23 protein-coding genes, 3 tRNA genes, 1 other RNA gene and 1 pseudogene are annotated in these 25,911 nt (G+C 71.7%); 11 read left to right on the forward strand and 17 right to left on the reverse strand.

What is annotated here, in order from left to right:
• Positions 1 to 2 precede the first annotated feature (2 nt).
• The 3 genes from HNR68_RS25175 to HNR68_RS25185 are packed head-to-tail and all read left to right on the forward strand — an operon-like array spanning position 3 to position 2,681.
• Positions 3 to 1,298: a DUF3631 domain-containing protein gene (locus HNR68_RS25175; RefSeq protein ID WP_179724191.1), complete on the forward strand. Its 1,296-nt coding sequence runs from the start codon at positions 3 to 5 to the stop codon at positions 1,296 to 1,298.
• Positions 1,295 to 1,531, forward strand: a complete 237-nt coding sequence (locus tag HNR68_RS25180; RefSeq protein ID WP_179724192.1) for a helix-turn-helix domain-containing protein — start codon at positions 1,295 to 1,297, stop codon at positions 1,529 to 1,531. The genes HNR68_RS25175 and HNR68_RS25180 overlap by 4 nt, the downstream gene beginning before the upstream one ends.
• Positions 1,515 to 2,681, forward strand: coding sequence for a tyrosine-type recombinase/integrase (locus HNR68_RS25185; protein WP_179724193.1), 1,167 nt, complete (start codon positions 1,515 to 1,517; stop codon positions 2,679 to 2,681). Before HNR68_RS25180 ends, HNR68_RS25185 begins: the two co-directional genes overlap by 17 nt.
• Before the next feature lie 78 nt (positions 2,682 to 2,759).
• On the opposite strand, the gene HNR68_RS25190 is transcribed toward HNR68_RS25185, so the two are convergent.
• Positions 2,760 to 2,832, reverse strand: a tRNA-Ala gene (locus HNR68_RS25190).
• Between the two features lie 148 nt (positions 2,833 to 2,980).
• Here HNR68_RS25190 and HNR68_RS25195 point away from each other — a divergent pair.
• On the forward strand, positions 2,981 to 4,321 hold the full coding sequence (locus tag HNR68_RS25195) for an AMP-binding protein (RefSeq protein WP_179724194.1): 1,341 nt from the start codon (positions 2,981 to 2,983) through the stop codon (positions 4,319 to 4,321).
• A gap of 27 nt (positions 4,322 to 4,348) precedes the next feature.
• Here HNR68_RS25195 and HNR68_RS25200 read toward each other — a convergent pair whose 3' ends face one another.
• The 4 genes from HNR68_RS25200 to HNR68_RS25215 form a co-directional block, all read right to left on the reverse strand.
• Positions 4,349 to 5,692 carry an NAD(P)/FAD-dependent oxidoreductase gene (locus HNR68_RS25200; protein ID WP_179724195.1) on the reverse strand — a complete coding sequence of 448 codons (1,344 nt, stop codon included), beginning with the start codon at positions 5,690 to 5,692 and terminating at the stop codon, positions 4,349 to 4,351.
• Positions 5,685 to 5,924, reverse strand: a complete 240-nt coding sequence (locus HNR68_RS25205) for a DUF6158 family protein (protein WP_179724196.1) — start codon at positions 5,922 to 5,924, stop codon at positions 5,685 to 5,687. Before HNR68_RS25205 ends, HNR68_RS25200 begins: the two co-directional genes overlap by 8 nt.
• Before the next feature lie 107 nt (positions 5,925 to 6,031).
• Complete coding sequence (locus HNR68_RS25210; protein ID WP_179724197.1) at positions 6,032 to 7,270, reverse strand: MFS transporter; 1,239 nt, start codon at positions 7,268 to 7,270, stop codon at positions 6,032 to 6,034.
• A 118-nt stretch (positions 7,271 to 7,388) separates the two neighbouring features.
• Complete coding sequence (locus HNR68_RS25215) at positions 7,389 to 8,210, reverse strand: GNAT family N-acetyltransferase (RefSeq protein WP_179724198.1); 822 nt, start codon at positions 8,208 to 8,210, stop codon at positions 7,389 to 7,391.
• Positions 8,211 to 8,272: 62 nt separating this feature from the next.
• On the opposite strand from HNR68_RS25215, the gene HNR68_RS25220 reads away from it, so the two are divergent.
• Positions 8,273 to 9,940 carry a DUF885 domain-containing protein gene (locus tag HNR68_RS25220; protein WP_179724199.1) on the forward strand — a complete coding sequence of 556 codons (1,668 nt, stop codon included), beginning with the start codon at positions 8,273 to 8,275 and terminating at the stop codon, positions 9,938 to 9,940.
• A gap of 133 nt (positions 9,941 to 10,073) precedes the next feature.
• Positions 10,074 to 12,026, forward strand: a complete 1,953-nt coding sequence (locus HNR68_RS25225) for a UvrD-helicase domain-containing protein (protein ID WP_179724200.1) — start codon at positions 10,074 to 10,076, stop codon at positions 12,024 to 12,026.
• Here the strand turns inward: HNR68_RS25225 and HNR68_RS25230 are convergent.
• Entirely contained in the window at positions 12,016 to 12,678 is a 663-nt protein-coding gene (locus tag HNR68_RS25230) for a TetR/AcrR family transcriptional regulator C-terminal domain-containing protein (RefSeq protein ID WP_179724201.1), read from the reverse strand. The genes HNR68_RS25225 and HNR68_RS25230 overlap by 11 nt on opposite strands.
• Positions 12,679 to 12,764: 86 nt before the next feature.
• Between HNR68_RS25230 and HNR68_RS25235 the strand changes: the two genes are divergently transcribed.
• The 3 genes and pseudogenes from HNR68_RS25235 (at position 12,765) to HNR68_RS27030 (ending at position 14,393) form a co-directional block, all read left to right on the forward strand.
• Positions 12,765 to 13,232 carry a hypothetical protein gene (locus HNR68_RS25235; RefSeq protein WP_179724202.1) on the forward strand — a complete coding sequence of 156 codons (468 nt, stop codon included), beginning with the start codon at positions 12,765 to 12,767 and terminating at the stop codon, positions 13,230 to 13,232.
• A gap of 355 nt (positions 13,233 to 13,587) precedes the next feature.
• Positions 13,588 to 13,932: pseudogene (locus HNR68_RS27745) on the forward strand (methyltransferase domain-containing protein); the annotation flags it as partial.
• 23 nt (positions 13,933 to 13,955) lie between these two features.
• Complete coding sequence (locus HNR68_RS27030; RefSeq protein WP_246330529.1) at positions 13,956 to 14,393, forward strand: hypothetical protein; 438 nt, start codon at positions 13,956 to 13,958, stop codon at positions 14,391 to 14,393.
• Between the two features lie 62 nt (positions 14,394 to 14,455).
• Here HNR68_RS27030 and ssrA read toward each other — a convergent pair.
• The 7 genes from ssrA to HNR68_RS25275 form a co-directional block, all read right to left on the reverse strand.
• Positions 14,456 to 14,825: a transfer-messenger RNA gene (gene ssrA, locus HNR68_RS25245) on the reverse strand.
• Between the two features lie 83 nt (positions 14,826 to 14,908).
• Entirely contained in the window at positions 14,909 to 15,805 is an 897-nt protein-coding gene (locus HNR68_RS25250) for an amidohydrolase family protein (protein WP_179724204.1), read from the reverse strand.
• Entirely contained in the window at positions 15,802 to 16,281 is a 480-nt protein-coding gene (gene smpB, locus HNR68_RS25255; RefSeq protein ID WP_179724205.1) for an SsrA-binding protein SmpB, read from the reverse strand. The genes HNR68_RS25250 and smpB overlap by 4 nt, the downstream gene beginning before the upstream one ends.
• Before the next feature lie 74 nt (positions 16,282 to 16,355).
• A complete protein-coding gene (gene ftsX / locus HNR68_RS25260; RefSeq protein ID WP_179724206.1) occupies positions 16,356 to 17,252 on the reverse strand; it encodes a permease-like cell division protein FtsX in 897 nt (298 codons plus the stop codon).
• A gap of 59 nt (positions 17,253 to 17,311) precedes the next feature.
• Positions 17,312 to 18,001: a cell division ATP-binding protein FtsE gene (ftsE, locus tag HNR68_RS25265; protein ID WP_179724207.1), complete on the reverse strand. Its 690-nt coding sequence runs from the start codon at positions 17,999 to 18,001 to the stop codon at positions 17,312 to 17,314.
• A 204-nt stretch (positions 18,002 to 18,205) separates the two neighbouring features.
• Positions 18,206 to 19,318, reverse strand: coding sequence for a peptide chain release factor 2 (gene prfB / locus HNR68_RS25270; protein WP_179724208.1), 1,113 nt, complete (start codon positions 19,316 to 19,318; stop codon positions 18,206 to 18,208).
• Between the two features lie 110 nt (positions 19,319 to 19,428).
• Positions 19,429 to 19,926 carry a helix-turn-helix transcriptional regulator gene (locus HNR68_RS25275; protein ID WP_179724209.1) on the reverse strand — a complete coding sequence of 166 codons (498 nt, stop codon included), beginning with the start codon at positions 19,924 to 19,926 and terminating at the stop codon, positions 19,429 to 19,431.
• Between the two features lie 392 nt (positions 19,927 to 20,318).
• On the opposite strand from HNR68_RS25275, the gene HNR68_RS25280 reads away from it, so the two are divergent.
• Positions 20,319 to 20,489: a hypothetical protein gene (locus tag HNR68_RS25280; protein ID WP_246330531.1), complete on the forward strand. Its 171-nt coding sequence runs from the start codon at positions 20,319 to 20,321 to the stop codon at positions 20,487 to 20,489.
• A 117-nt stretch (positions 20,490 to 20,606) separates the two neighbouring features.
• On the opposite strand, the gene HNR68_RS25285 is transcribed toward HNR68_RS25280, so the two are convergent.
• The 3 genes from HNR68_RS25285 to HNR68_RS25295 form a co-directional block, all read right to left on the reverse strand.
• Positions 20,607 to 20,680 (reverse strand) — tRNA-Met (locus HNR68_RS25285).
• 260 nt (positions 20,681 to 20,940) lie between these two features.
• Positions 20,941 to 21,014, reverse strand: a tRNA-Met gene (locus HNR68_RS25290).
• 152 nt (positions 21,015 to 21,166) lie between these two features.
• Complete coding sequence (locus tag HNR68_RS25295) at positions 21,167 to 24,055, reverse strand: UPF0182 family protein (protein WP_179725485.1); 2,889 nt, start codon at positions 24,053 to 24,055, stop codon at positions 21,167 to 21,169.
• A gap of 202 nt (positions 24,056 to 24,257) precedes the next feature.
• Between HNR68_RS25295 and HNR68_RS25300 the strand changes: the two genes are divergently transcribed.
• Positions 24,258 to 24,785 (forward strand): PPA1309 family protein, encoded by a 528-nt coding sequence (locus HNR68_RS25300; protein ID WP_179724211.1) that lies wholly within the window; start codon positions 24,258 to 24,260, stop codon positions 24,783 to 24,785.
• A 16-nt stretch (positions 24,786 to 24,801) separates the two neighbouring features.
• Here HNR68_RS25300 and HNR68_RS25305 read toward each other — a convergent pair whose 3' ends face one another.
• Positions 24,802 to 25,830, reverse strand: coding sequence for a PDZ domain-containing protein (locus tag HNR68_RS25305; RefSeq protein WP_179724212.1), 1,029 nt, complete (start codon positions 25,828 to 25,830; stop codon positions 24,802 to 24,804).
• Positions 25,831 to 25,911 lie beyond the last annotated feature (81 nt).

Genomic DNA, 25,911 nt, shown 5'->3' on the forward strand with positions numbered 1-25,911 from the left:
CCGTGACGCCACCCCCTGCCGCCCGTCAGGGCGCGGCCCTGCTCGACGAGCTGCACGCAGCGCTCACCCGCTACGTGATCCTGCCCAGCCCGCAGGCCACCGACGCGGTGGTGCTCTGGATCGCCGCAACCCACGCCCAGCCCGCTTGGGCGCACGCCCCGCGGCTGGTCATCCGCGCCCCGGAGAAGCGCTGCGGCAAGTCGAGGCTCCTCGACGTGATCGAGGCGACCTGCCACGAGCCGTTCATCTCGGCCAACGCGTCCCCGGCCGCGGTGTACCGGTCGATCACCGAGGACCCGCCGACCATGCTCGTCGACGAGGCCGACACCATCTTCGGCCCCAACGCTGACGGCAACGAAGACTTGCGCGGGTTGCTCAACGCCGGACACCAGAGGAACAGGCCCGCCAAGCGCTACGACGCCGCCACCAACCGCGTCGAGTCCATCCCCACCTTCGCCATGGCCGCCCTCGCCGGGATCGGCGCCATGCCCGACACCATCGAGGACCGCGCCGTCGTCATCCGCATGCGCCGCCGCGCACCCGGCGAAGCAGTCTCGCCCTACCGCTACCGGCGGGACCGCCCCGTGCTGGTGAGCATCGGCGACCGCCTCCAGCGCTGGCTGCGCACCGACATCGCCGCGCTCGAAGCCGCCGAGCCAGCCATGCCGGTCGAGGACCGCGCCGCCGACACCTGGGAGCCCCTGATCATCGTCGCCGACCACGCCGGAGGCGACTGGCCCGACCGCGCCCGGCAGGCCGCCGTCGACCTGCTGGCCGAAGCCGCCGGCGCCAACCAAGGCTCGCTCCGCACCCGACTGCTCATCGACTGCCGCACCGCGTTCGGCGACCAGCCCGCCATCTCCACCACCGAGCTGCTGCGCCAGCTCAACGCCGACCCGGAAGCCCCCTGGCCCAACTACGGCAAGGCCGGACTCAACGCCGCCAAGCTCGCCAAGCTCTTGGCAGAGTTCGAGATCCGCTCCGGCAACGTCCGATTCCCCGACGGCACCCAGGCCAAGGGCTACCGCCGCAGCGACTTCCACGACGCCTGGACCCGCTACTGCCCGACCGAGGGGGTTCCGTCCCAGCCGTCCCAAGCGTCCCCGCCCAGGTCAGAGCGGGACGGCTTGACCCTCTGGGACGGCTCGGGCCGTCCCACCGACCACGCCAACCCGGACGCCTGGGACGGCAAGAGCCGTCCCACCGCCTCCAGCCGTCCCGCGCTGACCTGCATTGGGACGGATGGGACGGCTGGGACGGCTACCCCGCCCACTGCTGACACGAAGGGGGCTGCATGACCGCCGCGCACTTCACGCCGGACGAGATTCCGAGGCGACTGCTGTACCCGATCCCCGAAGCGATGGTCCTGCTCTCCATGAGCCGGTCGACGATCTACGAGCAGATCCGTCGCGGTCGGCTGCGGTCGGTGACCCAGGGCGCTTCGCGGTTCATCCCGGCGTCCGCGCTCACCGAGTACGTGGAACTGCTTGAGAAGGAGGCGAAGGAGGCCAGCAGTGGCGAAGCGGCGTAGCAGAGGCGACGGCGGCCTGCACTGGGACGAGAGGCGGCAGCGCTGGATCGCTACCGCCAGCCTCGGTTACGACGGCCGCGGCAAGCGCATCGTCAAGCGGGCGAGCGGGAAGACCAAGACCGAGGCCAAGGACAAGCTCAAGGAGATCCTGCGGGACCACGAGGACGGCCTTCCGTCCGGTTCCGCGACCTACACCGTCGAGGACGCGCTGGAGGACTGGCTGAAGCACGGCCTTGCCGGGCGCTCGAAGTCCACTGTCGACAACGCCCGGCACCTGATCAACGTCCACATCGTTCCGCACCTGGGCAAGTGGAAGCTCCGGGAGTTGACTGCCGATGACGTTGACGAGTGGCTCGCCGACCGAGCAGGCGAGGTCAGCACGCGAACCGTTCGACTGCTGCACTCGATCCTGAACCGGGCGATCAAGCGCGCGCAGGTCCGGGACAAGGTGAAGCGGAACGTCGTGGCGCTGTGCGAGATCCCCACCGGGCAAGAAGGGCGGCCGTCGAAGTCGCTCAACTTCGAGCAGGCGGAAAGAATCCTGGCAGCGTCCGAATCCTCGCCACTGCACGCGTACATCGTGCTGTCGCTCCTGATTGGTGCGCGCACCGAGGAGCTGCGTGCTCTCACCTGGGATCACGTCGACCTCTACGGCGACCTGAACGCGGAGCCTCCGAGGCCACCCTCGATCTCGGTGTGGCGGTCGGTCCGGGAGGGGGGCGACACGAAGACGAAGAAGTCGCGCCGCACGCTGGCGCTTCCGCGGCGCTGCGTGATCGCCTTGCGACTGCACCGGCTCCGTCAGCGCGCGGCGAAGCTCGCGGCTGGTCCCCGGTGGCAGGAGAACGGCCTGGTGTTCCCCAGCACGGTCGGCACGGAGCAGGACGCGCACAACGTACGCCGCGAGTTCCGCAAGGTCGTCAAGTCGGCCGAGCTGAACCCGAAGGAATGGACGCCCCGTGAGCTACGGCACAGCTTCGTCTCGCTGATGTCCGACGCGGGTGTCCCGCTCGAAGACATCGCGCGCCTCGTCGGCCACAGCGGCAGCAGGGTGACCGAGCTGGTCTATCGGCACCAGCTCCGCCCGGTGCTCGTCGACGACCGGGGCACCATGGATCGGCTCTTCTCGGAACAGCGCGGGGAGCGGTAGTCACTCAGTTAGTCACTCAACGAAGCAGCGGGGCCGATGCTCTCGCGAACATCGGCCCCGCTACCTGCTAGTTTGGTGTGGAGCTGACGGGATTCGAACCCGTGACCCCTTGACTGCCAGTCAAGTGCGCTACCAACTGCGCTACAGCCCCTCGTTCTGTTGTCCGAGCCTCCCGGTCCGTTCCCGGCCCCGTTCATCTCGTGTGCCAATACAGTACAACAGCCCTCCGGAGCCGTTTTCAGGGGGGTACCCCTAGTTGGATCTACCCCTGCTGACCTGCAGCTGGTACACCGAGGGTCGTGGCGACAGCACAGGGGGTAAGTCCTCCGCTGGTGGCCCCGGAAGCCGAGGGAGCCGCCCCGGAGCGACGTCGCGAGGTGCAGGAGCAACGGCTGCGCCGGTTGGTGGACCGGTTGCTGGGGGCCGGCGGGGTGCAGGCCGCGCGGTTGCGGGACTGCGGGGTGGAGCGGGGTGACGACGTCTCGCTCGACCAGCTGCACCTGCTGCCGATGGTGTCGAAGGAGGACTTCTGGGACGCCTACCCGTTCGGGCTGCGCACGGCGGCGGCCGAGGACATCGTCTGCGTGCACGGGTCGTCGGGCACCCAGGGGCAGTCGACGCTGGTGGGCTACACCGCGCACGACGTGGACGTGTGGGCGCACGTGATGGCGCGTGCGCTGGGTGGTGCGGGTGTGACGCGGCGCAGCTTCGTGCACTGCTCCTACGGGTACGGGATGTTCACCGGGGGGCTCGGGGTGCACCACGGGGCGACCCGGCTCGGGGCCACCGTGCTGCCGGTGTCCAGCGGCGCCACCGACCGGCAGCTGCGGCTGCTGCTGGACCTCAAGCCCGACGTGCTGTGCTGCACGCCCTCGTACGCCCTCTACCTCGGGGAGGCGTTCGCCTCGACCGGCATCACCGCCGAGCAGCTCTCGCTGCGGGTCGGGTTGTTCGGGGCGGAGCCCTGGACCGAGGAGATGCGGCAGAGCATCGAGGCCCTGCTGGGGCTGCGGGCGCTCAACATCTACGGGCTGACCGAGATCATCGGGCCCGGGGTCGCGTGCGAGTCGCTGGACTCCGGCGGGTTGCTCAACATCGCCGAGGACCACTTCTACCCCGAGATCGTCGGGCCGGACGGGCAGCCGCTGGCCGACGGGCAGCCCGGCGAGCTCGTCTTCACCACGCTCACCAAGACCGGGACGCCGCTGCTGCGCTACCGCACCGGTGACGTCGCCGCGCTGCACGGCCCGGTCCCCGGGTCGGCGCGGACGCTGCGGCGGATGAGCCGGGTGATCGGGCGCACCGACGACATGCTGGTCATCCGCGGGGTCAACGTGTTCCCGTCGGAGGTGGAGGCCGTGGTGCTCTCCGACCCGCGGGTCGCGCCGCACTACCTCATCGTCGAGGACCGCCGCGACCGGTCGCGGCCCGAGCTGCGCGTCGCGGTCGAACCGCGCGATGCGCACGACGACGCGGCGGCGATCGAGCGCGACCTCGTCGCGGCGCTGCACGCCCGGCTCGGCATCAGCTGCGTCGTGCGGGTGCTGCCGCACAACCACCTCCCCCGGGCCGAGACCGGCAAGGCCCGGCGGCTGCTGCGCTGGGACCACGGCGTCGCGCCGCTCCCCGGCCTGGAGTGACCGGCCCGCGGGGCGGGGCCGCCCGGCTCATCCGGCCGCGACGCCGCCGTGCGGCCGCGGCAGCCCACGGGTGTTGGCGGCCTTGATGAACTCGGCGCGCGGGTCGTGCAGCTCGCCGAGCGCCACGACCTGGCGGCGGAACGGCAGCTCCAGCAGCCAGTCGCCGAGGATGCGGGCCTTGTGCGACGCCGTGGGCATCCGCGCCAGGTGGTAGACGCGGTGCAGCAGCCAGGCCGGGAAGCCCTTGAGCTTCACCCCGTACACCTCGGCCGCGCCTTGGAACAGGCCCAGCCCGGCGACCGACCCGGCGTAGCGGTGCTTGTAGTTGACCAGCGGCTGGCCGCGCAGCAGCGCCGCGATGTTGTCCGCGAGGACCTTGGCCTGGCGCACCGCGTGCTGCGCGGACGGGCTGCACAGGGCGTCCGGGTCGCTGCTGGTCAGGTCCGGCACCGCCGCGCAGTCCCCGGCCGCGAACACCGTGTGCGTGCCGCGGACCTGCAGCTTCGCCGTGCACTCCACCCGGCCCTTGGCGTCCCGCGGGAGGTCGCTGTCCTCGAGCATCGGGTGCGGTTTGACGCCCGCGGTCCACACCACGGTGTCGGCGTCGAACTCGTCGCCGTCCGAGAGCACCACGTGCCCGTCGGTGAAGGACTTGGCCGTGGTGTTCAGCTTCACCTCGATGCCGCGCTCCTCCAGGCGCTGCCTGGTGTACTCGCCCATCGGCGGGCTGACCTCGGGCATGATCCGGTCCATCGCCTCGACCAGCACCCAGCGCATCTCCTCCGGCGCGATCGGCGGGTAGCTGCGGATCGCGTCGCGGGCCATGCTCTCCAGCTCGGCCATCGCCTCGATGCCCGCGTAACCGCCGCCGACGAACACGAACGTCAGCAGCCGGCGCCGCAGCTCCTCGTCGTGCGTGCTGGCCGCGATGTCCAACCTGGACAGCACGTGGTTGCGCAGGTAGATCGCTTCGCCGATGGTCTTGAACCCGACGCCGTGCTCGGCCAGGCCCGGGATGGGCAGCGCGCGGGAGATCGACCCGGGGACCACGACCAGGACGTCGTAGCCGACGTGCTCGACCTTGCCGTCGCCGAGCATCACCGTCAGCTCCTGGTGGGCGTTGTCGATGCTCGTCACCTGCGCGGTGAGCACCTGGCACCGGCGCAGCGCCTCGCGCAGCGGCACCACGACGTGCCGGGGCTCCACCGAGCCGGCCGCCGCCTCCGGCAGGAACGGCTGGTAGGTCATGTGCGGCTGGGTGTCGATGACGGTGACCGTCGCCTCGTCGGGGCGCAGCTTGCGCTGCAACCGCAGCGCCAGGGTCAGCCCGACGTGACCGCCACCGATGATCACGATGCGCGGCTCAGGCATGCTGCGGCTCCCCCCGCGCCCCGGCGCGGGTGCGCCGCGGGTCGACCGCCCGCTCGGGGTGCCGTCGCAAGTACTCCTGCTCCAGCTCGAAGGTGCGTGCGGTGTGCTCCCGCAGCGCGTCCGGTGAGCCGTGCAGGAAGGTCTCGTGGCGGGTCCGGTGCAGGTGGCGCAGCTCCTGCAGGAGCAGTTCCTCGGTCAACTCGTGTCCGGGGATCCCGGTCGTCGTGCTCATGTCGTCCTCCCGGCAGGCAGGCGAACCGGCGCATCGTGGGGATCACGACGTCAACGCCGGGGTACCCAGCGTCCGGCGATCGAACACCTGCCGGGCGACGCCCCAGGTCAGGAGGCCGACCCGCCGGCCGGGCGGGTCTCCGGGGCGCCCGCCCAGGCCAGCAGGCCGAGCACCGCGGTCAGCCCGGTGACGGCGAAGGCCACCTGGTAGGAGATCGCGTCGACGAGCACGCCCGCGATGAGCGGGCCGAGGATCGCGCCGAAGTCGGCGGACATCTGGAACGACGCCAGCACCGGCCCGCCCCGGCCCTTCGAGCCGATGATGTCGGCGACCGCGGCGTTCTGGGCGGGGTTGAGGATGCCCGCGCCCATGCCGGCCACCAGCGAGGCGACGAGGAACCACGGCACGGAGTCGGTGAAGCCCAGCGCCGCGGTGGCCAGGCCGGACACCGCCAGCCCGGCGAGCACCAGCGGCTTGCGGCCGCGCTGGTCGGCGACCCGGCCGGACACCAGCAGCACCGCGGCGTTGCCGACCGCGAACACCGACAGCGCCACCCCCGCCATGGACTGGCTGGAGCGCAGGGCCTCGACCACGAACAGCGGGACCAGGGCGATCCGCACGCCGAACACGGTCCAGCCGTTGCTGAAGTTGGACAGCAGCGCGGCGCGGTAGGTGCGGTGGCCCAGCGCCTGCCGCACCGTCATCGACTGGACTCCGCCGTCGTCCTTCGGCTGCGGCGCCGCCAGTGCCGACCGGCGCAGCATCAGCCAGCCGATGCCGGCGGCCAGGAACAGCGCGATGCCGTAGGTGACGAACGGCAACCGCAGCGAGTAGCCGACCACGAGACCGCCGATGATGGGCCCGGACACGTTGCCCAGCAGGAAGCTCGTCGCCCACACCCCGGAAGCCCGTCCGCGCAGGTGCGGCGGCGAGAGCCGGACCAGCAGCGCCACCGCCGAGACGGTGAACATGGTCGAGCCGGTGCCGCCGAGCGCGCGGAACACCAGCAGCTGCCAGTAGGACTGGGCGAACGCGCAGGCGGCGGTGCTCAGCCCGACGATCGTGATGCCCGCGACGTAGATCGAGCGCTCACCGAACATCGACACCAGCCGCCCGCTGACCGGCGCGAAGGCCAGCCGCATCAGGGCGAAGGCGCTGATCACGAAGGACGCCGCGGTGACGCCGACGTCGAAGCTGGTGGCGAAGGTCGGCAGCGCGGGCGCCACGATGCCCATGCCCACCGCGACGATGAAGCTGCCGGTGACCAGGACCCAGATCTCCCTCGGCAGGGCGCCGATGCCGGTGCCCTCGGTGGTCTGCCCCGCCGTTGCCGAGCTGCTCGACACCACTGCCCCTCTCACCCAGTCCGACCGAACCACGTGGAGCGCCCGGCACCCGCCCGGGACGGCCCGGCTAGCCGAACCCGCAGCGCACGCGGTTTATTCCAGCGAAGATCGACGCCCCTCAGAGCAGGTCGTCGATGCGGCGGGCGTAGGCCGTCACGCCGTAGACCACCTCGAAGCCGCAGGCCTCGGCGAAGCGCTCGGCCGTGCCGCCCTCCTCGCTGTGCGAGGCGACCAGCAGCGCCCCGTGGTCGCGCAGCGCGTCGACGACGTCGGTGACCAGCTCGCGGCCGAGGCCGCGGCGCCGCCGACCGGGCCGCACGACCACCTGCTCCACCAGGCCGACGCCGCGCTCGACGAACCCCTGGGCGAAGCCCGCGACCCGGTCGGCCTCCGGGTCGTCCACGACGCGCAGCACGCTGCGCGGCTCGTCGATCCGGTGCCCGAGGTTGCGCAGCAGCCGCCGCTCGCCCTCGCTGGAGAGCCCGGCGTCGTCGCCGACCAGGTCGACGATCTCGGGCAGGTCGCGGTCCTCGGCCGGCCGTGCCCAGCCGTGGACGGGCTGCGGCACCCGGTGCAGCAGCGCCACGAGCTCCTCCACCGCGCGCCACCCGGCGTCGTCGGCGATGCCCTCGATCTCGGCGACGGTGGTCGGCGAGGCGTACACGACGGCCTCCGACCGCCCCGCCTCGGCGAAGACCTCCTCCAGCTGCAGCAGCGTCCCGGCGACCTCGGCGCCCGTCCCCCACAGCGCGCACGCGTGGTTGGCGGCGGGCAGCGGGTTGTCCTGGTTGAGCACCACGGTGGCCGCGCCGACCGTGGTGCGCAGGCCGTAGCGCACGACGGCGGACGCCAGCCGCGCGGTCTCGACCAGCCCGGCCAGGTCGCGGGCCTGCCGCGGGTCGAGCAGTGCCTCGTCGTCCGGGTCGTGCAGTGGGTCCACGCCGCCATTGTCCCCGCCCGGCCGACGCGGTCCGCAGCGCGCTGTCACGGGGTTGCGGCAACATGGCCGGTGTGAACACTCCCACAGAACTCGCCGACGAGCTGCTGGGCGTCATGTTCGACGCGGACCCGGTCGCCGCCTCCCTGTACGGCTTCCACGAGCACGACGACCGGCTGCCCGACCCCTCCCTCGCGGCCGAACTGGCGCTGCGCGAGCACGCCGAGGACGTCCGGGTGCGCGCAATGGCGGTGGACACCACGCACGCCGACCTCGAGCAGCGGCTGACCATCGCGGTGGTGGTGCAGCACGCGCAGGCCACGGTCGCCCAGCTCGACGCCCGCGCCCCCGAGTACACGGTGATCGGCAACGTGTTCGCCCCGGTGGCCGGGCTGCTGTTCCACCTCGGTCAGGTGCCGGTCGCCGACGCCGAGCAGGGCGCTGCGTTCCTGCAGCGCCTGCGGCAGCTCCCGGCGTTCACCGCGGCCGTGGCGCAGCGGCACCGGGAGGGCGCCGCGGCCGGGCGGGTCCCGGTGCGGGTGCTCGTCGACGACGCCGTCCACCACCTCGACGACTACCTGGCCGCGCCGGACCGCGACCCGCTGCGGACCCCGGACCTGCACGACCCGGGGTTGGAGCGGGAACGCGAGCGGGTGCTGGCCGACGAGGTGCACCCGGCGCTGCGCGAGTACCGGGACGTGCTCGCCACCGAGATCGCCCCGGTCTCCCGGCCCGACGACCGGCCGGGGCTGTGCTGGATCCCGTGCTGCCACGAGATCTACCAGCGGCTCGTGCACGCGCACACCAGCACCGACCACACCCCGCAGGAGCTGCACGACACCGGGCTGGCGCGGATCGCGGCGCTGCGCGAGGAGGTGGCGGAGCTGGGCGGCCGGCTGTGGGACGAGCGCGACCCGGAGGCGGTGCTGGCGCGGCTGCGCACCGACCCGGCGCTGCGCTGGCGCGACGGCGAGGAGATGCTGGAGTCCGCGCGCAGCGCGATCGCGCGGGCCGAGACCGCCGCGCCACGGTGGTTCGGGACGCTGCCCGACCAGCCCTGCGAGGTGCGGCCGGTGCCAGGCGCCGCCGCGGAGAGCACCCCGCTCGGCTTCTACCTGTCGCCCGCGCTGGACGGCTCGCGCCCGGGCGTCTACTTCGCCAACACCGAGCACGCCGAGCGGCGCCCCCGCTACAACTCCGAGGTGATCGCCTTCCACGAGGTGGTGCCGGGGCACCACCTGCAGCTCAGCCTGGCCCAACGGCGCACCGAGCTGCCCATGCTGCGCAGGCTGATCAGCATCAACGCCTACACCGAGGGCTGGGGCCTCTACACCGAGCGGCTGGCCGACGAGATGGGCTTGTACTCCGACGACCTGGTCCGGCTGGGCATGGTGGCGCAGGAGATGCTGCGCGCCGGGCGGCTGGTGGTCGACACCGGGTTGCACGAGTTCGGCTGGAGCCGCGACCGCGCCCTGGAGTACCTGCGCACCAACACCACGCTGCCGGAGCTGGAGATCACCGCGGAGGTCGACCGCTACATCTCCTACCCGGCGCAGGCGCTGTCGTACTTGGTGGGCAAGCTGGAGATCGACCGGGTCCGGGCCATCGCCCAGCAGCGGCTGGGCGCGGACTTCGACATCCGCCGGTTCCACGACACGCTCCTCCGCCACGGCGCCCTGCCGGTGTCCACACTGGACCCCCTGGTCCACGAGGAGCTGGGTCTCCCCCGCTGATCGCCGAAACCCCTGCGACATCCAGGTGATCCGTCGCGACGACGCTCGAAGAGCGCGGTGAGCGCACTACTGTCGACATCGGGCGTGGTCGGCTCCGCGGCCGGCGACGCTCCGCCAGACAGGAGGGCTCGCCGTGACCGGGACTTCCCACCACCGCCAGGAGAGGCTCCGCCGCGAAGCCGAGGCGGAGCTGCGCGACCGGCAGCTGCCGAGCTGGAAGGGGCGGGTGCTGCAGCGGATCGCGGTGGAGCACGGCAACGGCTGGTACCCGCTGCTCAACGAGTCCACCCCGAACACCGCGGCCGACCGCCCGGACGCGGTGGTGGTGGGCCCGCTGGGCGTGCTGGTCGTGCTGCTCCGCGACGCCGAACCGGACTGGGAGGACACCCGGAGGGCGTTCGTCTGGACCGCGGAGCTGCTGGCCGGGGCGACCACCGACGCGGGCGCGGTGACCGAGGCGGTGGCCCGCGTGGTGGTGGTGCACCCGGCCGACCACCGCGGCCGCACGGGGCACACCGGCGAGCACCTGGCCATCACCGAGGCCGAGCTGGACCGCGTCCTCGTGCGCGGCGAACGGCTGCTGGAACCTGCGGAGGCCTGGGACATCGCCCGCCACCTGGACGCCAGGACCCGCGATCTGACGCCGATCATGTGGAACCCGCGGACCGTCCCGCAGCAGCGCGGACCGCGGCGGGCCGGCGGCTCCGGCCTGTTCGAGGTGCGCGACCTGCGCCGGGAGCGGGTCGAGCGGGCGCTGCAGCGCCCCTTCCGGGACTGGCGGGTCTTCCTGGACGACACCCAGCTGGGCGCGGTGCGGCGCAGCTACTCCGGCCCGGCGCGCATCACCGGCCCGGCAGGCACCGGCAAGACCGTCCTGGCGCTGCACCGGTTGGCCCACCTCGCCCGCCGCACCCCCGGGAAGCTGCTGTTCACCACGCACGCGCGGAGCCTGCCGCGGATCGCCGCCGAGCAGTTCCGCTCGCTGGCCCCGCACCTGGTGCAGCGCGTCGAGTTCACCCACCTGCACGCCTGGGCGCGGAACTTCCTCACCGAGCGCGGGCAGCCCGCCGACGTCGACGAGCAGCAGGTCGAGGCGGCCTTCGAGGCGGCGTGGTGTTCGGAGCTGAGCGCACCGCTGCGCGCGTTCCGGTCTTCCCGCTACTACTGGAAGGACGAGATCGACCGCGTGATCAAGGGGCGCGGGATCGGCTCGTTGGAGACCTACCGGACGGTGGCGCGCAAGGGCCGGGGTCGGCCGCTGCCGTCCGAGCTGCGCGCGCAGGTCTGGCGGTTCTACTGCGCCTACGAGCGGGAGTTGTCCGCCCGCGACGCCCTCGACCACAACGACGTGCTCACGCGCGCGCTGACGGAGCTGGACCACCGGCCGCTGCCCGAGCAGTACGCGGCGGTGGTCGTCGACGAGGTCCAGGACCTGACGCTGGTCGGGCTGCGACTGGTGCACGCGATCAGCGGGGACGGCCGCGACCAGCTGCTGCTCGTCGGCGACGGCCAGCAGCAGGTGTACCCCGGTGGCTGGCTCCTCTCCGAGGCCGGGATCTCGGTGCAGGGCAGGGGCGAGGTGCTGCGCCGCAACTACCGGAACCGGGCGGCCGTGTTGCAGGAGGCCGCGGAGCTCAACGCCGTCAACCGGTTCGACGACCTCGACGGCGGACCGACGGTCGCGCTGCGCTCCGCGCTGCCGGTGCTGCGCGGCGGCCGCGTGGTGCGCTGGGCGGGCACGGACCAGGAAGCGGCACTGGTCGCGGCACTGCGCGAGCTCGACGACCACGCGGACACCGCGGTGCTCACCCGCACCAACGCCGCAGCCCAGCGCTGGGAGGAGGTGCTGCGCGCCGCGGGCTTCACCGTCCGCCCCCTGGACCGGTGGGACGGCCGCACGCCCGGCCCGGTCCACGTCGGCACGGTGCACCGGGCCAAGGGCACCGAGTTCCGCGCGGTGTTCCTCCCCGACGACCACGTGCCGTCCACCGCGCACCGGGACGAGGTGGAGGCGGCGGACCGCCACCGGCTGGTGGCCCGGACCCGAGCGCGCGACCACCTCTGGATCGGCACGCTCACCGGGTGATCTCCGCGGTGCGGGCCCGCTCGAAGCCGACGAGCATCGCCTCCAGCGCGAAGTCGAAGCGCGACCGGGCCCCCGCGCGGCTCCCCGCCCGGGACGCGGCCTCGGCGAGCAGCGGGAACTCGGCGGGGTCCACATCGGACAGCTGGCGGACCTGCTCGGTGGCCTCCGCCTGACCCCCGCCGGCCGCGGTCACGACGTCACCGACCACGAAGCCGGCCAGCGAGAACAGCACGTCCAGCCCGACCTCCAGTGAGAACCCCGAGGCGCGGAGCACCTCCAGCACGCCCTCCATGACCGCCAGGTTCCGCGAGGTCACCGCGGGCCGGGACACGATCAGCGGGACGGCGTTCGGGTGCGCCAGCAGCGTCTCCCGCAGCGCGTGCGCGTAGGTGCGCAGAGCGTCCTGCCACGAGTCGCCCCCGGTCTGCGGCGGGCCGGCTTCGGCGAGCAGCTGCTCGACCACGCCGTCCAGCAGGGCCTCCTTGTTGGCCACGTAGTGGTAGAGGGTCATCGCCTCCACCCCGAGCTCGGCACCGAGCCGACGCATCGACAGCACCGCCAGGCCCTCGCGGTCGACGAGCCGCAAGGCGGCGGCGAGCACGTCCTGCCGGGTCAGGCCCGCGCGCTGACCGCGGGTGCGACTGGTGGGCATGGCCGCTCCTCCTCGTTTGCGATTCTTACACCGTAAGCTTACGGTGGATGTGCAAACTTACACCGTAAGACGAAGGAGGGGGAGCCATGTCCGCTCCCGCGAAGCCCCAGGACGGGACCGTCCGCGCCCTGTACCTCGGGCTGGCGCTGAGCGTGGTCAGCGCGCTGGTGCCGCTGGTCGACGTGGCCACCGTGGACAGCCTCGGCGACCACGTGCGCGACGCCTACCCGACCTGGCCCGAGGACCTGGTCGCCGCCGACCGCGGCGCGATCGCCGGGTCGCTGGCGGTCATCGGCGTGCTCGGCGCCGCGGGCTGGCTGTGGACGATCGTGGGGGTCCGCAAGCACGCCCGGTGGGTGCGCGCGGTCAGCACGACCCTGTTCGCCCTGGGCGCCTGCGCCGCCCTGCTCACCGCGACGCTCTCCGGAGGCGCGTACACCCAGGTCGTCCCGCCGCTGTACAGCACGCTCACCGCGCTCCCGGTCCTGGTGGGCCTGGCCGCCGTCGTCCAGCTCTGGCGCACGGGCAGGCGCACGACGGCACCCGCCGCGTGACCGCACCCCGACCGGGTCGTGAGTGCCAAGACCGGCTCCAACCGGCTCCAGCACTCACGACCCCCGAGCCGACACGGCACGAGGCACCCGCTCACCCCCACCACGGGTCGTGAGTGGGAGAACCGGCTCCAGCCGGTTCGAGCACTCACGACCCCGTGCGGGAGCGGGCGGTCGCGCGCACCCCTGTCCGCAGTGGACGTGGTGCGTCCGGGTGATCTCCAGAGGCCGTTCCCCACGGGAGAAGCCGCAGGTGGAGGGCTGTCGCGCGAGCACGACCGCTGATCACGGTCGCTTGCCGGGCGCTCACGGACGGTGGATGGTGGGCGACGAGACGTGACCAGGCGAGGGGTGCGGCATGGCGGACGGCCACGAGTACATCGTGAGCGACCGGGAGTTCGAGGAGAAGCGGCTCCTGCAGCAGAGCGAGGTCCTCGACCCGCTGACCCGCCGGCTGTTCGAGACCGCCGGCCTGGCCCCCGGGATGCGGGTCCTCGACCTGGGCAGCGGGGCGGGGAACGTGGCGCGGCTCGTCGCCGACCTCGTCGGGCCGGAGGGCAGCGTCATCGGGATCGAGCGCGACCCGGACGCGGTGCGGCGCGCGCAGCGCCGCACGGACGCGGCCGGCTACACCAACGTCGAGTTCCGCGAGGGCGACGCACAGAAGGCCGACGTCGTCGACGGCGAGTTCGACGCCGTGGTGGCCTGCTGTTCCTCCCCGACCCGGTGGAGGCGCTGCGTCGCGGCTACGCGCTGCTGCGCCCCGGCGGCGTGCTGTGCGTGCAGGAACCGGACATGGGCTACGACTGGACGAGCGTCGAGTCCGCGCTCTGGCAGCAAGCCCGCAGCTGGGTGCTCGAGACGCTCACCGCGATCGGCGCCAACCCGCGGATGGGCCTGTCGCTGTTCGCGGCCTTCCGCGAGGCAGGCCTCCCCGACCCGGAGATGTACGTGGAGGCGGGCGCCGGCGGCGGCGCGAAGGCACCGGTCTTCGGCTGGTCGAACGTCGTCGAGGGCATGGTCCCGCTGATGGAACGCCTCGGCATCGCCACCGCCGCCGAGGTGGAGCCGGCGACGCTCCAGGACCGCCTCCGCGCCGAGGTCGAGCGGCAGAACGGCACGGTGGTGAGCCCCTGCCTCTACGCCGCCTGGACGAGGAAGTGACCACCCCGGCCGTCCCCCGAACGAGAGACGGCGAGCGCTCTGGTCGAGCGCTCGCCGTCGTGCGGTGGAGGTGCCGGGAATCGAACCCGGGTCCTCCGTCGCCTCACTGAGGCTTCTCCGTGCGCAGTTCGCTATGCCTCTACTCGGCTCCACCGGTCACGCGAACAAGCCGGTGTGACGAGCCCAGTCGCTGTGCGGTGTCCCACCAGGTCCCGCGACCGGACCTGGTGGTGGAGCCTCCTCGCTGATGCCGGATCCCGGGTCGGAGGCTGTCCCGGTCCGACAGAGTCGCTCCTCGCTCAGGCGGCGAGGGCGAACTCGCGCTGACTCTTGTCGGCGCTTGTTGGTGTGCAGCGACGCTTTCGGTGGTCTCCTGCCTGCACCGGCACGCTTCCCTCAGATCGACTGACGGAGTCGAAACCGTTCACCCCCCTTCGCTCCGGCTCGGCCTTCGAACCGGTGTACCCAGCATAACGTGTGGGAGCCGGACGATCATTCCAGTATCCCTGGATCGATCAGGTGCCCAGCAGCTTCGCCGGGGTGTCGTGCAGCACCGCGCGCAGGAACCCCGGCCCCAGCCGGTCGTCCTCGGCCGCCCACCCCGCGATCGCCGCCAGCTGCTCGGCGTACGGGTACGGGATGTTCGGGAAGTCGGTCCCCAGCACGACCCGGTCGGCGTGCTCGGCGAGCCGGGCGGGCCAGTCCGCGGGCAGCGGCCCGAAGTGGTCGCTGAAGGCCACCCCGACCATGGTCGTGTCGACGTGCACGCCCGGGTACCTCTCCACCAGGTCCAACGCGGCGCCGTGCTCCGGCATGCCGGCGTGCGCCAGCACCGCGACGAGCGCGGGGTGGCGGCGCAGCACCCCCTCGAACACGTCCAGCCCGGTGTGCGCGCCCGGCCGCGGCCCGTGGCCGCAGTGCACCACGACCGGCACCCCGGCCTCCGCGAGCAGCCCCCACGCCGGGTCCAGCAGGTCGTCGGTCGGGTCGAAGGCACCGACCTGGACGTGCACCTTCACGCACCGCGCCCCGGCCTCCAGCGCCTTCGCGAGGTAGGTGGTGACCTCGGGCTCCGGGAAGATCGTCGCCGTGGGCACCGCGCCCGGCGTGCGGTGGCCGAAGTCCAGCGCCCACTCCGTCAGCCACGCGGCCATGCCCGGCTTGTGCGCGTAGACCAGCGGCGCGAACGTCGTCACGCCGAGGTCGCGCAGCACGCGCAGGCGGGTCTCCTCGGAGTGCCGGTAGTGGATCGGCCACGCCACGCCGTAGTGCTGCTCCGCCTGGTCGAAGTACGCCCAGACCTTGGACAGCACGCGCTCCGGCAGGAAGTGCGTGTGGATGTCGACCAGGCCGGGCAGCCCCAGCTCCGCCACCCAGGCCGGGACCTCGGCGTCGCTGCGCGGCCCCGTCACCGCCGCATGCCCTTGCGCGCGCGGCCGATGGCGCGCTGCATCTCCCGCTGGGCGTCGCGCCGCGCCAGGTCCTGCCGCTTGTCGTAGGCCTTCTTGCCGCGCGCGAGCGCGAGCTCGACCTTCGCCCGACCGTCCTTGAAGTACAGCGACATCGGGACCAGGCTCAGCCCGCTCTCCTTGAGCTTGCCGACCAGCCGGAGGATCTCGCGCTTGTGCAGCAGCAGCTTGCGGGAACGACGCGGCTCGTGGTTGGTCCACGTCCCCTCGGTGTACTCGGGGATGTGCACGTTGCGCAGCCACACCTCGCCGTCGTCGACCGTGGCGAACCCGTCGGCCAGCTGGGCCTTGCCCTGGCGGAGGCTCTTCACCTCGGTGCCGGTCAGCGCGATGCCGGCCTCGTAGGTGTCCAGCACCGCCCAGTCGTGCCGCGCCCGGCGGTTCTGCGCGATGACCTTGTGGCCGCGTTCCTTCACCATGCGCACAACTCTAACGGTCGTGTCACCCGCACCTCCCGGACCGCGGCCGCGTCACGACCGCGGTCCGGCCCACCTCACAGGCGGACGTAGAGGCGGAGCGTGACGTACCCGGTTCCTGCGGAGACCACCGCGGCCACCAGCAGCAGGATCGGCGAGATCACCGCCACGTCGCCCCAGTCGATGGTGGGCACGATGCCGCCGAACGACGACAGCACGCGGTCGAGGAACAGCGCCTTGATCGTGGACAGGCCGAGGATGCCCAGCACCGCACCGATCAGACCGGAGACCACCGCCTCCAGCAAGAACGGCAGCTGGGTGTACCAGCGGGTGGCGCCGACCAGGCGCATGATGCCGGTCTCGGTGCGCCGGGTGAACGCCGACAGCTGGATGGTGTTGGAGATCAGCAGCAGCGCCGCGAGCGCCTGCACCAGCGCGGTGAAGAACGCGATGTTGCGGATGTTGTTGAGGATGCCGAAGAGGCGGTCGAGGTAGTCGGCCTGGTTGACCACGTTGTCCACGCCGGGGCGCCCGGTGAACTCCTGCTGGACCGCGGCGAAGCGCTCCGGGTCGCTCAGCTTGACGCGCAACGAGGAGGGCATCGCCTCGACGCGGGCGACGTCACGCAGCTCCGGCTGCGACTCGAAGACCCGGTTGAAGCTCTCGAAGGCCTCCTGCCGGTTCTCGTAGTCCACCGACTCCACGCCCGGCACCCGCTTGAGGTCGGACATGATCTTCTTGCATGGCTGCTGGGAGCAGTCGTCGTCGTTGGCGCTCACGTCGTCGGTCATGAACACCACGACCTCGACGCGGTCCTGGTAGGTCTCCTGCATCTTGTCGATCATCCGGACCACGAGGAGACCGCCGCCGAGCAGACCGACCGAAATGGCGGTCGTCAGGATCATCGCGATGGTCATCGTCACGTTGCGCCGAAGGCCGTTGACGACCTCGCTGAATACGAAGCTCGCGCGCATCTTGTGTCAGCTTTCCCAGTCGGTCGGGGGTGGAGTGCTCAGGGCCGCGCGGGTCGGGGCTAGCGGCCGACGCCGTAGACGCCGCGCGCGTCGTCGCGGATCACGCGTCCGAGGCTGAGCTCGACCACGCGGCGCCGCATCGAGTCGACGATCGAGTGGTCGTGGGTGGCCATGATGACGGTGGTGCCGGTGCGGTTGATGCGCTCCAGCAGCAGCATGATGTCCTGGCTGGTGTCCGGGTCGAGGTTCCCGGTCGGCTCGTCGCAGAGCAGCACCAGCGGACGGTTGACGAAGGCACGGGCGATCGCGACGCGCTGCTGCTCACCACCGGAGAGCTCGTGCGGCATCCGGTCGGCCTTGCTGTCCAAGCCGACCAGCTGCAGCACCTGGGGCACCACCCGCCGGATGTCGTTGCGCGGCTTGCCGATCACTTCCAGCGCGAACGCGACGTTCTCCGCGACGGTCTTGTTGTTCAGCAGCCGGAAGTCCTGGAAGACGCAGCCGATGCGCTGGCGCAGCCGCGGGACGCGGCGGCGCGGCAGCTTGGCGACGTTCCAGTCGGCCACGAAGACCCGGCCGCGGCTGGGCACGTCCTCGCGCAGCAGCAGACGCATGAACGTCGACTTGCCGGACCCGGACGGCCCGATCAGGAAGACGAACTCGCCCCGGTCGATGTTCACCGAGACATCGTCGAGAGCGGGCCTGGTCGACGTCTTGTACGTCTTGGACACGTGCTCAAGGCGGATCACGGGCCGTGAGTTTACCTGCGTCCATCAGGGGGACCGTGACTCACCCGGATCGGCGGTGGCAGGGGTGATCACCTGCGTGATCGCCCTCCGGCGGGAGCGGATCGAGTCACTCGACAGACCCGCGAGGCGCAGGCGCTGGGCACCGGCGCGCGAACAGCGTTCCGAGCGGGCCGCGGTCCTCGCGCGCCCGGCTCGGCGTGGTCGTCAGGCCACGTCCTGCTGTTGCTGCTGGCGGCGCCAGCGGATGCCCGCTTCCAGGAACCCGTCGATCTCGCCGTCGAGCACCGCATCGGGGTTGCCGACCTCGTACTCGGTGCGCAGGTCCTTGACCATCTGGTACGGGTGCAGGACGTAGGAGCGCATCTGGTTGCCCCAGCTGGAGCCGCTGTCCTTGAGGGCGTCCAGCTCGGCGCGCTCCTCCTCCTTCTTGCGGGCCAGCAGCTTGGCCTGCAGCACGCGCATCGCGGCGGCCTTGTTCTGCAGCTGCGACTTCTCGTTCTGGCAGGACACCACGATGCCGGTCGGGATGTGCGTGATGCGCACCGCCGAGTCGGTGGTGTTCACGCTCTGCCCGCCGGGGCCGGAGGACCGGAAGACGTCGACCCGGATGTCCTTCTCCGGGACCTCGACGTGGTCGGTCTCCTCCACCACCGGCAGCACCTCGACGCCGACGAAGGAGGTCTGGCGGCGCCCCTGGTTGTCGAACGGCGAGATGCGCACGAGGCGGTGCGTGCCCTGCTCGACCGAGAGGGTGCCGTAGGCGTAGGGGGCGTCGATCCGGAAGGTCGCGGACTTCAGCCCGGCCTCCTCGGCGTAGGAGGTGTCGTAGACCTCGGCCGGGTAACCGTGGCGCTCGGCCCACCGCAGGTACATGCGCATGAGCATCTCGGCGAAGTCGGCGGCGTCCACCCCACCGGCCTCGGCGCGGATGGTGACCATCGCGCCGCGCGGGTCGTACTCGCCGTTGAGCAGGGTGCGCACCTCGAGCGCCTCGAGGTCCTTCTTGAGGGCTTCGCGCTCCTCGTCAGCCTCGGCCAGCCCGGAGCTGTCGCCCTCGTCCTCGCTGAGCTCGTAGAGCACCTCGAGGTCCTCGAGGCGCTGGCGGAGCTCGGTGATCTTGCGCAGCTCGGCCTGCCGGTGCACGAGTTGGCTGCTGACGCGCTGCGCGTGTTCGACGTCGTCCCAGAGGTCCGGCTTGGCGGCCTCGGCCTCGAGCTCGGCGATGTTCGCACGCAGAGCGTCCAGGTCCATCACGCTCTCGATGCCCTCGAGGGTGTGGGACAGTTCCTTGAGCGAAGCGGCGACGTCGGGATTCACAGTGCTCAGCGTACTTCACGGGGCACGGGCCGCCCACGAGGACGGCCCGTTCGACCCGTTCGACCCCGCCTGCCCGCACCGCGGAGGGGTGCCGGGCAGGCGCTCGGTGCTCATTCCGGGATGGCGTCGAGGAGCTTGATGATCGCCCGGTTGTAGGCCACCGTGAAGTCCGCGGCCGCCTTCTCGTAGGGGTCCGACGCGGCCTTGGCGGCGGCCCTCGCCTCGTCCAGCTTCTCCGCGTACTGCTCCCGGGCCGACCCGACCAGGTTGGCGCGCTGCTTGGGCGTCAGCGTGCCGGAGTAGACCAGCCGCAGGATCAGCGGGCTGCGGACGTTGTCCGGCCCCGGCTCGGTGTTCAGCCACGCCTTGAAGGCCCGCTTGCCGGCCGCGGTGATCGCGTACTGCTGGCTGGAGCGCGGCCCCTGCTTGCCGAGGCGGAGCAGGCCGGCGTCGGTCAGCGCGGGCAGCTCGCGGTAGACCTGGCTGCGGGTGACGCTGAAGAACCCTCCGAAGCGCTCGGTGGCGGCAGCCACCAGCTGGCCACCGGTCTTCGGACCTTCGTGCAGTAGTCCCAACAGGGCAGCGGATGTCGCATTCAGCTCGGTCACACTGCCACGGTGCCACGCTCGCGCGACGCTGTCCACAATGGTCGCCAACTCTGTCCACTGTGGTTGCAGCGCGCTGGTCCAAGTGGACGAACGGTTGCGCCATCGGCGCAGGGGCCGGACCGCTGCCACCCGGCGGAACCGGGCACACCGCGCAGCCGTTCCGCCGCACTGCGCCTGCACGGACTGCGACGAGCATGACGTGCATTCGCCTGGATGGGGGTTCTTGGCGACGCGATGAGGTGTTATCACGTTCTGGAGCTGTCCAGCTACGTCGGGTCACCTAGAAGGTAACCGTGGGCCGACCAGCCGGCGGCCGGCAGCGACCGAGCAGGAGGTGCGGGACAGTGCATCGCAGTTGGTTGCGAACCAAGGTCAACGAGAGCAGGACGAAGGTGACCAACAAGGTCGCGGAGCGGGCCCGGGCGCTGGTGACCAAGCCGCTGGGCGGCGAGCTGGACTCCTGCATGGTCTGCGGCCGAGCGATGCGCCCGATGGGCATGGCCCGGAGCGAGGGACGCGTCTGCTCCCCCGCCTGCGCCCGCCAGTGGGCCCAAGGCCTGTAGGAGGGCTCCGCTCGGACGCACGCGAGCGCGGGGCCGGCCCCGCGCGCCGACCGCTGGCGCGCAGCCGGACCGGAACGCGGAAGAGCCCCCGGCGGGTGCCGGGGGCTCTTCAAGCAGTAGCGGGGACAGGATTCGAACCTGCGACCTCTGGGTTATGAGCCCAGCGAGCTACCGAGCTGCTCCACCCCGCGTCAGCAACCTCATCGGGCTGCGTTCTCTGTTGTGGCCCCAACTCTACACCCCCACGAGCACCGCCTGTCACGGGGGGTGGGTCACCGCGCTGCGGCGCCCCTGACCAGCGCGGACACCACGCGGGAGCCGGTCACGCGCGAGCCGCGGCCGCACCGGCGCCCGGACCGGGAACCGGGAACGCGCGGTTCGCGATGGCGGACCCGCGGATGTCGGGACACGGAAAAGGCCCCCGGCAGTGCCGAGGGCCTTTCCCACTCAGTAGCGGGGACAGGATTCGAACCTGCGACCTCTGGGTTATGAGCCCAGCGAGCTACCGAACTGCTCCACCCCGCGTCGGTGACATCGACTTTACGGGCCGAAGAAGCTTAGTGCAAATCCATGGGCGGCAAAAGTGACGCAGCCCATTCGCCACCCGTTCGGGGGCCTGGGAAGAACGGTGGGGCGAGGACCGCGATCGGTCCTCGCCCCACCAGCGGAGTCGCTGGTCAGCCGCCCTGCGCCTGCTCGAACCGCCGGACCGCGTCGTCGAGCTCCTGGTAGGCCGCACCCAGGTCCGCGAAGTCCCCGGACCGCTGGGCTCGGCGGACGTGGTCCAGGGCGGCCCGGATGTCGCCGACGGCCTTGTTCATCTCCGGGTTCGCGTTGTCCTGCGCCGGCGGGCGCTGCTGGTCCGACGGCGGACGCTGCGGCTGCGGCTCACCGGTGTCGGTGCCCTGGCCCGCGCCGGAGCCGAACACCTGGTCCAGCGCGCCCTTCAGGGTCTCGGAGAACCCGACCTTGCCGCCGAAGGACACCAGCACCCGCGCCAGCTGCGGGTAGGACTCCTGCTCGGTGCGCTGGATGTAGATCGGCTCGATGTAGAGCAGACCACCCGCCACCGGCAGGGTCAGCAGGTTGCCGAAGATCGCGTTCACGTTCGGGTTGTTGAACAAGGTGCGGTTCTCGGTGACCTCGGGGGTCGACTCCATCTGGTTCTGCACCTGGTTCGGGCCCGGCGTGAGCGTGTTGGTCGGCAGCCGCAGCACCCGGAGCTTGCCGTAGTCCTGCGGGTCCGAGGACGCCGAGATCCACGCCGACAGGTTCTGCCGCCGCAGCGCGGTGAGCGCGCTGGTCAGCTGGAACGTCGGTTGCTGCTGGTCACCGACCTTCGCCACCACGTAGTACGGCGGCTGCTGCCCCTCGGCGCCGCCGACGTTGCCACGGCTGGTCGGGTCGGACGGCACCTCCCAGAACGTCTGGGTGGAGAAGAAGTCACCGGGGTTGTCGACGTGGTACTCGGTGAGCAGCTTGCGCTGCACCTTGAAGATGTCCTCCGGGTACCGGAAGTGCTCGCGCAGCTGCGGGCTGATCTCGCTGGACGGCTTGACCACGCCCGGGAAGACGCCCTCCCAGGCCTTCAGGACCGGGTCCTGGTCGTCCACCGAGTACAGGTCGACGGTGCCGTCGTAGGCGTCGACGGTCGCCTTGACCGAGTTGCGGATGTAGTTGATCTGCTGGTTCGGCTGGCGCTCGACGCCGCTGAGGGTGTCGTTGGTCGCCTCGCCCAGCTCGGTCAGCTGCGAGTACGGGTAGTTGTTCAGCGTGGTGTAGCCGTCGACGATCCACTTGATGCGGCCGTCCACCACCGCCGGGTACGGGTCGCCGTCGAGCTTGAGCCACGGCGCGACCTTCTGCACGCGGTCCCGCGGGTTGCGCTCGTAGATGATCTTCGACTCGCTGCCGATCACGCCGCTGAACAGGAAGTTCCGCTCACCGTAGTAGGCGGCGAAGACCAGCCGCTTGAACAGGTTCCCGATCGGGACCCCGCCCTTGCCGGTGTAGGTGTACTGCTGCGTGTCGGTGTCGTACTCGCGCGGCGGCTCGCCCGGGTTGCCGCCGACGATGACGTAGTCGTTGCGGCCCACCAGCTCGCCGTAGTAGACGCGCGGCTGGTCGACCGGGATGGCGCCCTGGCCGTTGTTGGCCACGTCGCTGATCTGGAACACCGGGTAGCCGCCCTGGGTGGCGCCCTCGCGGAAGGTCGAGTCGACCCGGTCGGCCGGCGCGGCGACGAAGCCGTTGCCGTGCGTGTAGACGGTGTGCCGGTTGATCCAGTTCTGCTGGTTGACCGCCAGCCCGTCGGTGTTCAGCTCGCGCAGCGCCACCAGGTAGTCCTGGAGGTTGCCGTCGGCGTCCCGGTACCGGTCGACGTCCAGCTTGTCGGTGAAGCCGTAGAAGTTGTACTGCTGGGTCAGCTGGGTGAACGTCGGCGCCAGCACGCTCGGGTCCAGCAGCCGGATGTTGGGGATGGTGCCCTCGTCCTCGGCCACCTCGCGGGGCTGCAGCTGGGTGCGCCCCGGGTAGTCGGTGATCTCGACCTTGTCCGGGCCGATGCCGAAGGCGTGCTTGGTGGCCGCCAGGTTGCGCTCGATGGACTGCGCCTCGCGCTGGTTGGCGTTCGGGCGGACCGAGAACTGCTCCAGCAGCGCCGGCCACACCGCACCGACCACCACGCTGGACAGCACCAGCAGCACCGCGGCCAGCGCCGGGATCTGCAGGTTCTTCAGGAAGATCACCGCGAAGAACGCCAGCGCGCAGAACACCGCGATGCACATCAGGATCAGCTTGGCCGGCATCACGGCGTTGAGGTCGGTGTAGCTGGCACCGGTGAACAGGGAGTTGCGCTGCGACAGCAGCAGGTCGTAGCGGTCCAGGAAGTAGTCGACCGCCTTGAACAGCACGAACAGCCCGGCCAGCACCGCGAGCTGCACCCGGGCGGGCATGGACAGCTGCCCGGAGCGGCCGGCGAGCCGGATGCCGCCGAAGATGTAGTGCGTGACCAGCGCGCCGACGAACGACACGGTGACCGTGATGAACGCCCACGCCAGCACCAGCCGCCAGAACGGCAGCTCGAAGGTGTAGAAGCTGATGTCGTGGCCGAACTCCGGGTCGACCTGCCCGAACGGCACGCTGTGCAGGAACAGCTGGAGGGTCTGCCAGTCGGCCTGCGCGGCCAGGCCGCCGATCACGCCGACCACGATGGGCACGCCCAGCCCGAACAGCCGCGACCGCTCGGTGACCACCGTGCGGTACCGGGCCAGCGGGTCGTCCGGTCCGCTGACCGGCACGAACACCGGCCGGTTGCGGTAGGCCAGCCACAGGTTCAGGCCCAGCACGGCGCCGAGGAAGACCGCAGCGGCCACCCCGAGCCCGGCGCGGGAGAACAGCTGGGTGGTGAAGACCCCCCGGTAGCCGACCTCCCCGTACCAGAGCCAGTCCACGTAGGTGCCCAGCAACCGCGATCCGGCGATGAGGGCGACCAGCACGATGCCGCCCAGGATCAGCAACATCCGGCTTCGCCGGGACAGTTTCGGCATTCCGACCGGGGGCCGCATGGCCACAGCGCACGCTCCTGGTGACGATCAGCAGGCAGGTCAGACGGCGGCGGTGTTCCAGGTCACCGACACCCTCGTGATGTTCAACTCTACGACCCCGGTGTGAAGTTCCTGGAAGGGGCTTCGCGAAATGGACCAATCCGGCATCTCCCCCGGTCGGGGTGCGGCGTCCCGGCCACCTCGGCGGTGCGACGATGGCGGCATGCCGCAGACCCCCGAGCAGGACCTGACCGCCGCACTGCCCTCGGCCACCCGGGAGATCGAGGAGTTCGTCGCCGCCGCCGGGTGGGACCAGCCCACCCAGGTGTTCGCCCTGGTGCCCACCGAGCGCCTGCTGGCCGCCGAACCGGGCCTGGCCGACCAGCTCGACCCCGCGTCGGCGCTGACCCCGATCGCCCAGGACGCCCTGCCCGCCGAGGACCTGGCCGAGGCCCTCGGCCGCATCGAGTGGCCCGAGCAGGTGGCCGGGTGCGCGCTCGTCCAGGAGATCGTCGTGCTGCCGCCGGAGGCGGAGGCCGGGCTGCCGAGCGACGCGGAGGCGGCGCGGCAGGCGGCCGCGGAGCACCCGGACCGCCGCGAGGCGCGGCTGGTCGCGGCGGTGCTGCGCGACGGCGGCGAGGCGTGCGTGATGCGGCTGCGCGCCGAGGACGGCGCGGACAGCGAGCTCATCGAGGACCGCACGCTGGCCCCCAACCTCATCACCGCGCTGCACGCCACCTTCGCGGAGTGACGGGCGCGGCCCCCGGTCAGCAGCCGGCCGGGGCCCTGCCCTCGCGGAGGGCGTCGAGCGCGCTGGTGGCGTCCTGGAGGGTGGCCACCCGGGCCAGCTGCAGGCCCTCCGGGGCCTGCGCCTTCGCCTCCGCGCAGTTGTCCGCGGGCACCAGGAAGGTGGTCGCCCCGGCCTCCCGGGCCTTGACCATCTTGAACGGGATGCCGCCGATGGGGCCGACCTTGCCGTCCGGGGTGATCTCGCCGGTCCCGGCCACGAACTGGCCGCCGTTGAGCTCGCCGGGCGTGAGCTTGTCGATGATCGCCAGGGTGAACATCAACCCGGCCGACGGGCCGCCCACGTCCGCCAGGCTGATCTTGATGTCGAAGTCGACGTCCGGCCGCTCGACGGCCGCCACCCCGAGGAAGCCCTGCGTCTGCTGGTCGCCGGGCCCGGGCGCGAGCTGCACGTCGGCGACCCGCTCCGGCTCGTCGCCGTGCTGGAACCGGATCTGCACCCGGTCCCCGGGCTTGGTGTCGGACAGGGCCGTCCGCAGCGACTGCGGGTCGGTCACCGGTCGGCCGTTGGCCTCCAGCAGCCGGTCGCCCGGCGCCAGGACACCGTCCGCCGGGCTGCCCTTGACGACCTGGCCGACCAGCACCTTCATCGGGTAGCCGAGGTAGCGCAGGGCCGCGGTCTCCGCGGTGGTCTGCGAGTCGTTGAACGCCTCGGCGTTCTCCTGCTCGATCTGCTGCTCGGTCTTGTCCGGCGGGAAGTAGAGGTCGCGCGGCGCCAACGCGTAGCGCCCGCTCACCCACAACCCGAGCGCGCCGAACATGGACAGCTGGTCGGTCACCGACACCGTGGTCATGTTCAGGTGACCACCGGTGGGGAAGGTCTGCTGGCCCTCGATGCTGATGACCGGCGTCTCGCCGTCGAGGCCCAGGGTGTCGTACGTCGGTCCCGGGCCGAGCGCCACGTAGGGCACCCGGACGAACGCACCGAGCAGCCCGAAGGCGACGACCAGCACGACGCTCGTGAGCAGCGTCCAGGTACGGCGGTTCACGAGCCGACAGCGTACGTGTTCGCTGTTGGCGATGTGTGCGGTGTTCGGCTCCCCGCGGGCCCCGGACGGCTTCTGCCTGGC

Source organism: Saccharopolyspora hordei (assembly GCF_013410345.1).
GTDB classification, from domain to species: Bacteria; Actinomycetota; Actinomycetes; order Mycobacteriales; family Pseudonocardiaceae; genus Saccharopolyspora; species Saccharopolyspora hordei.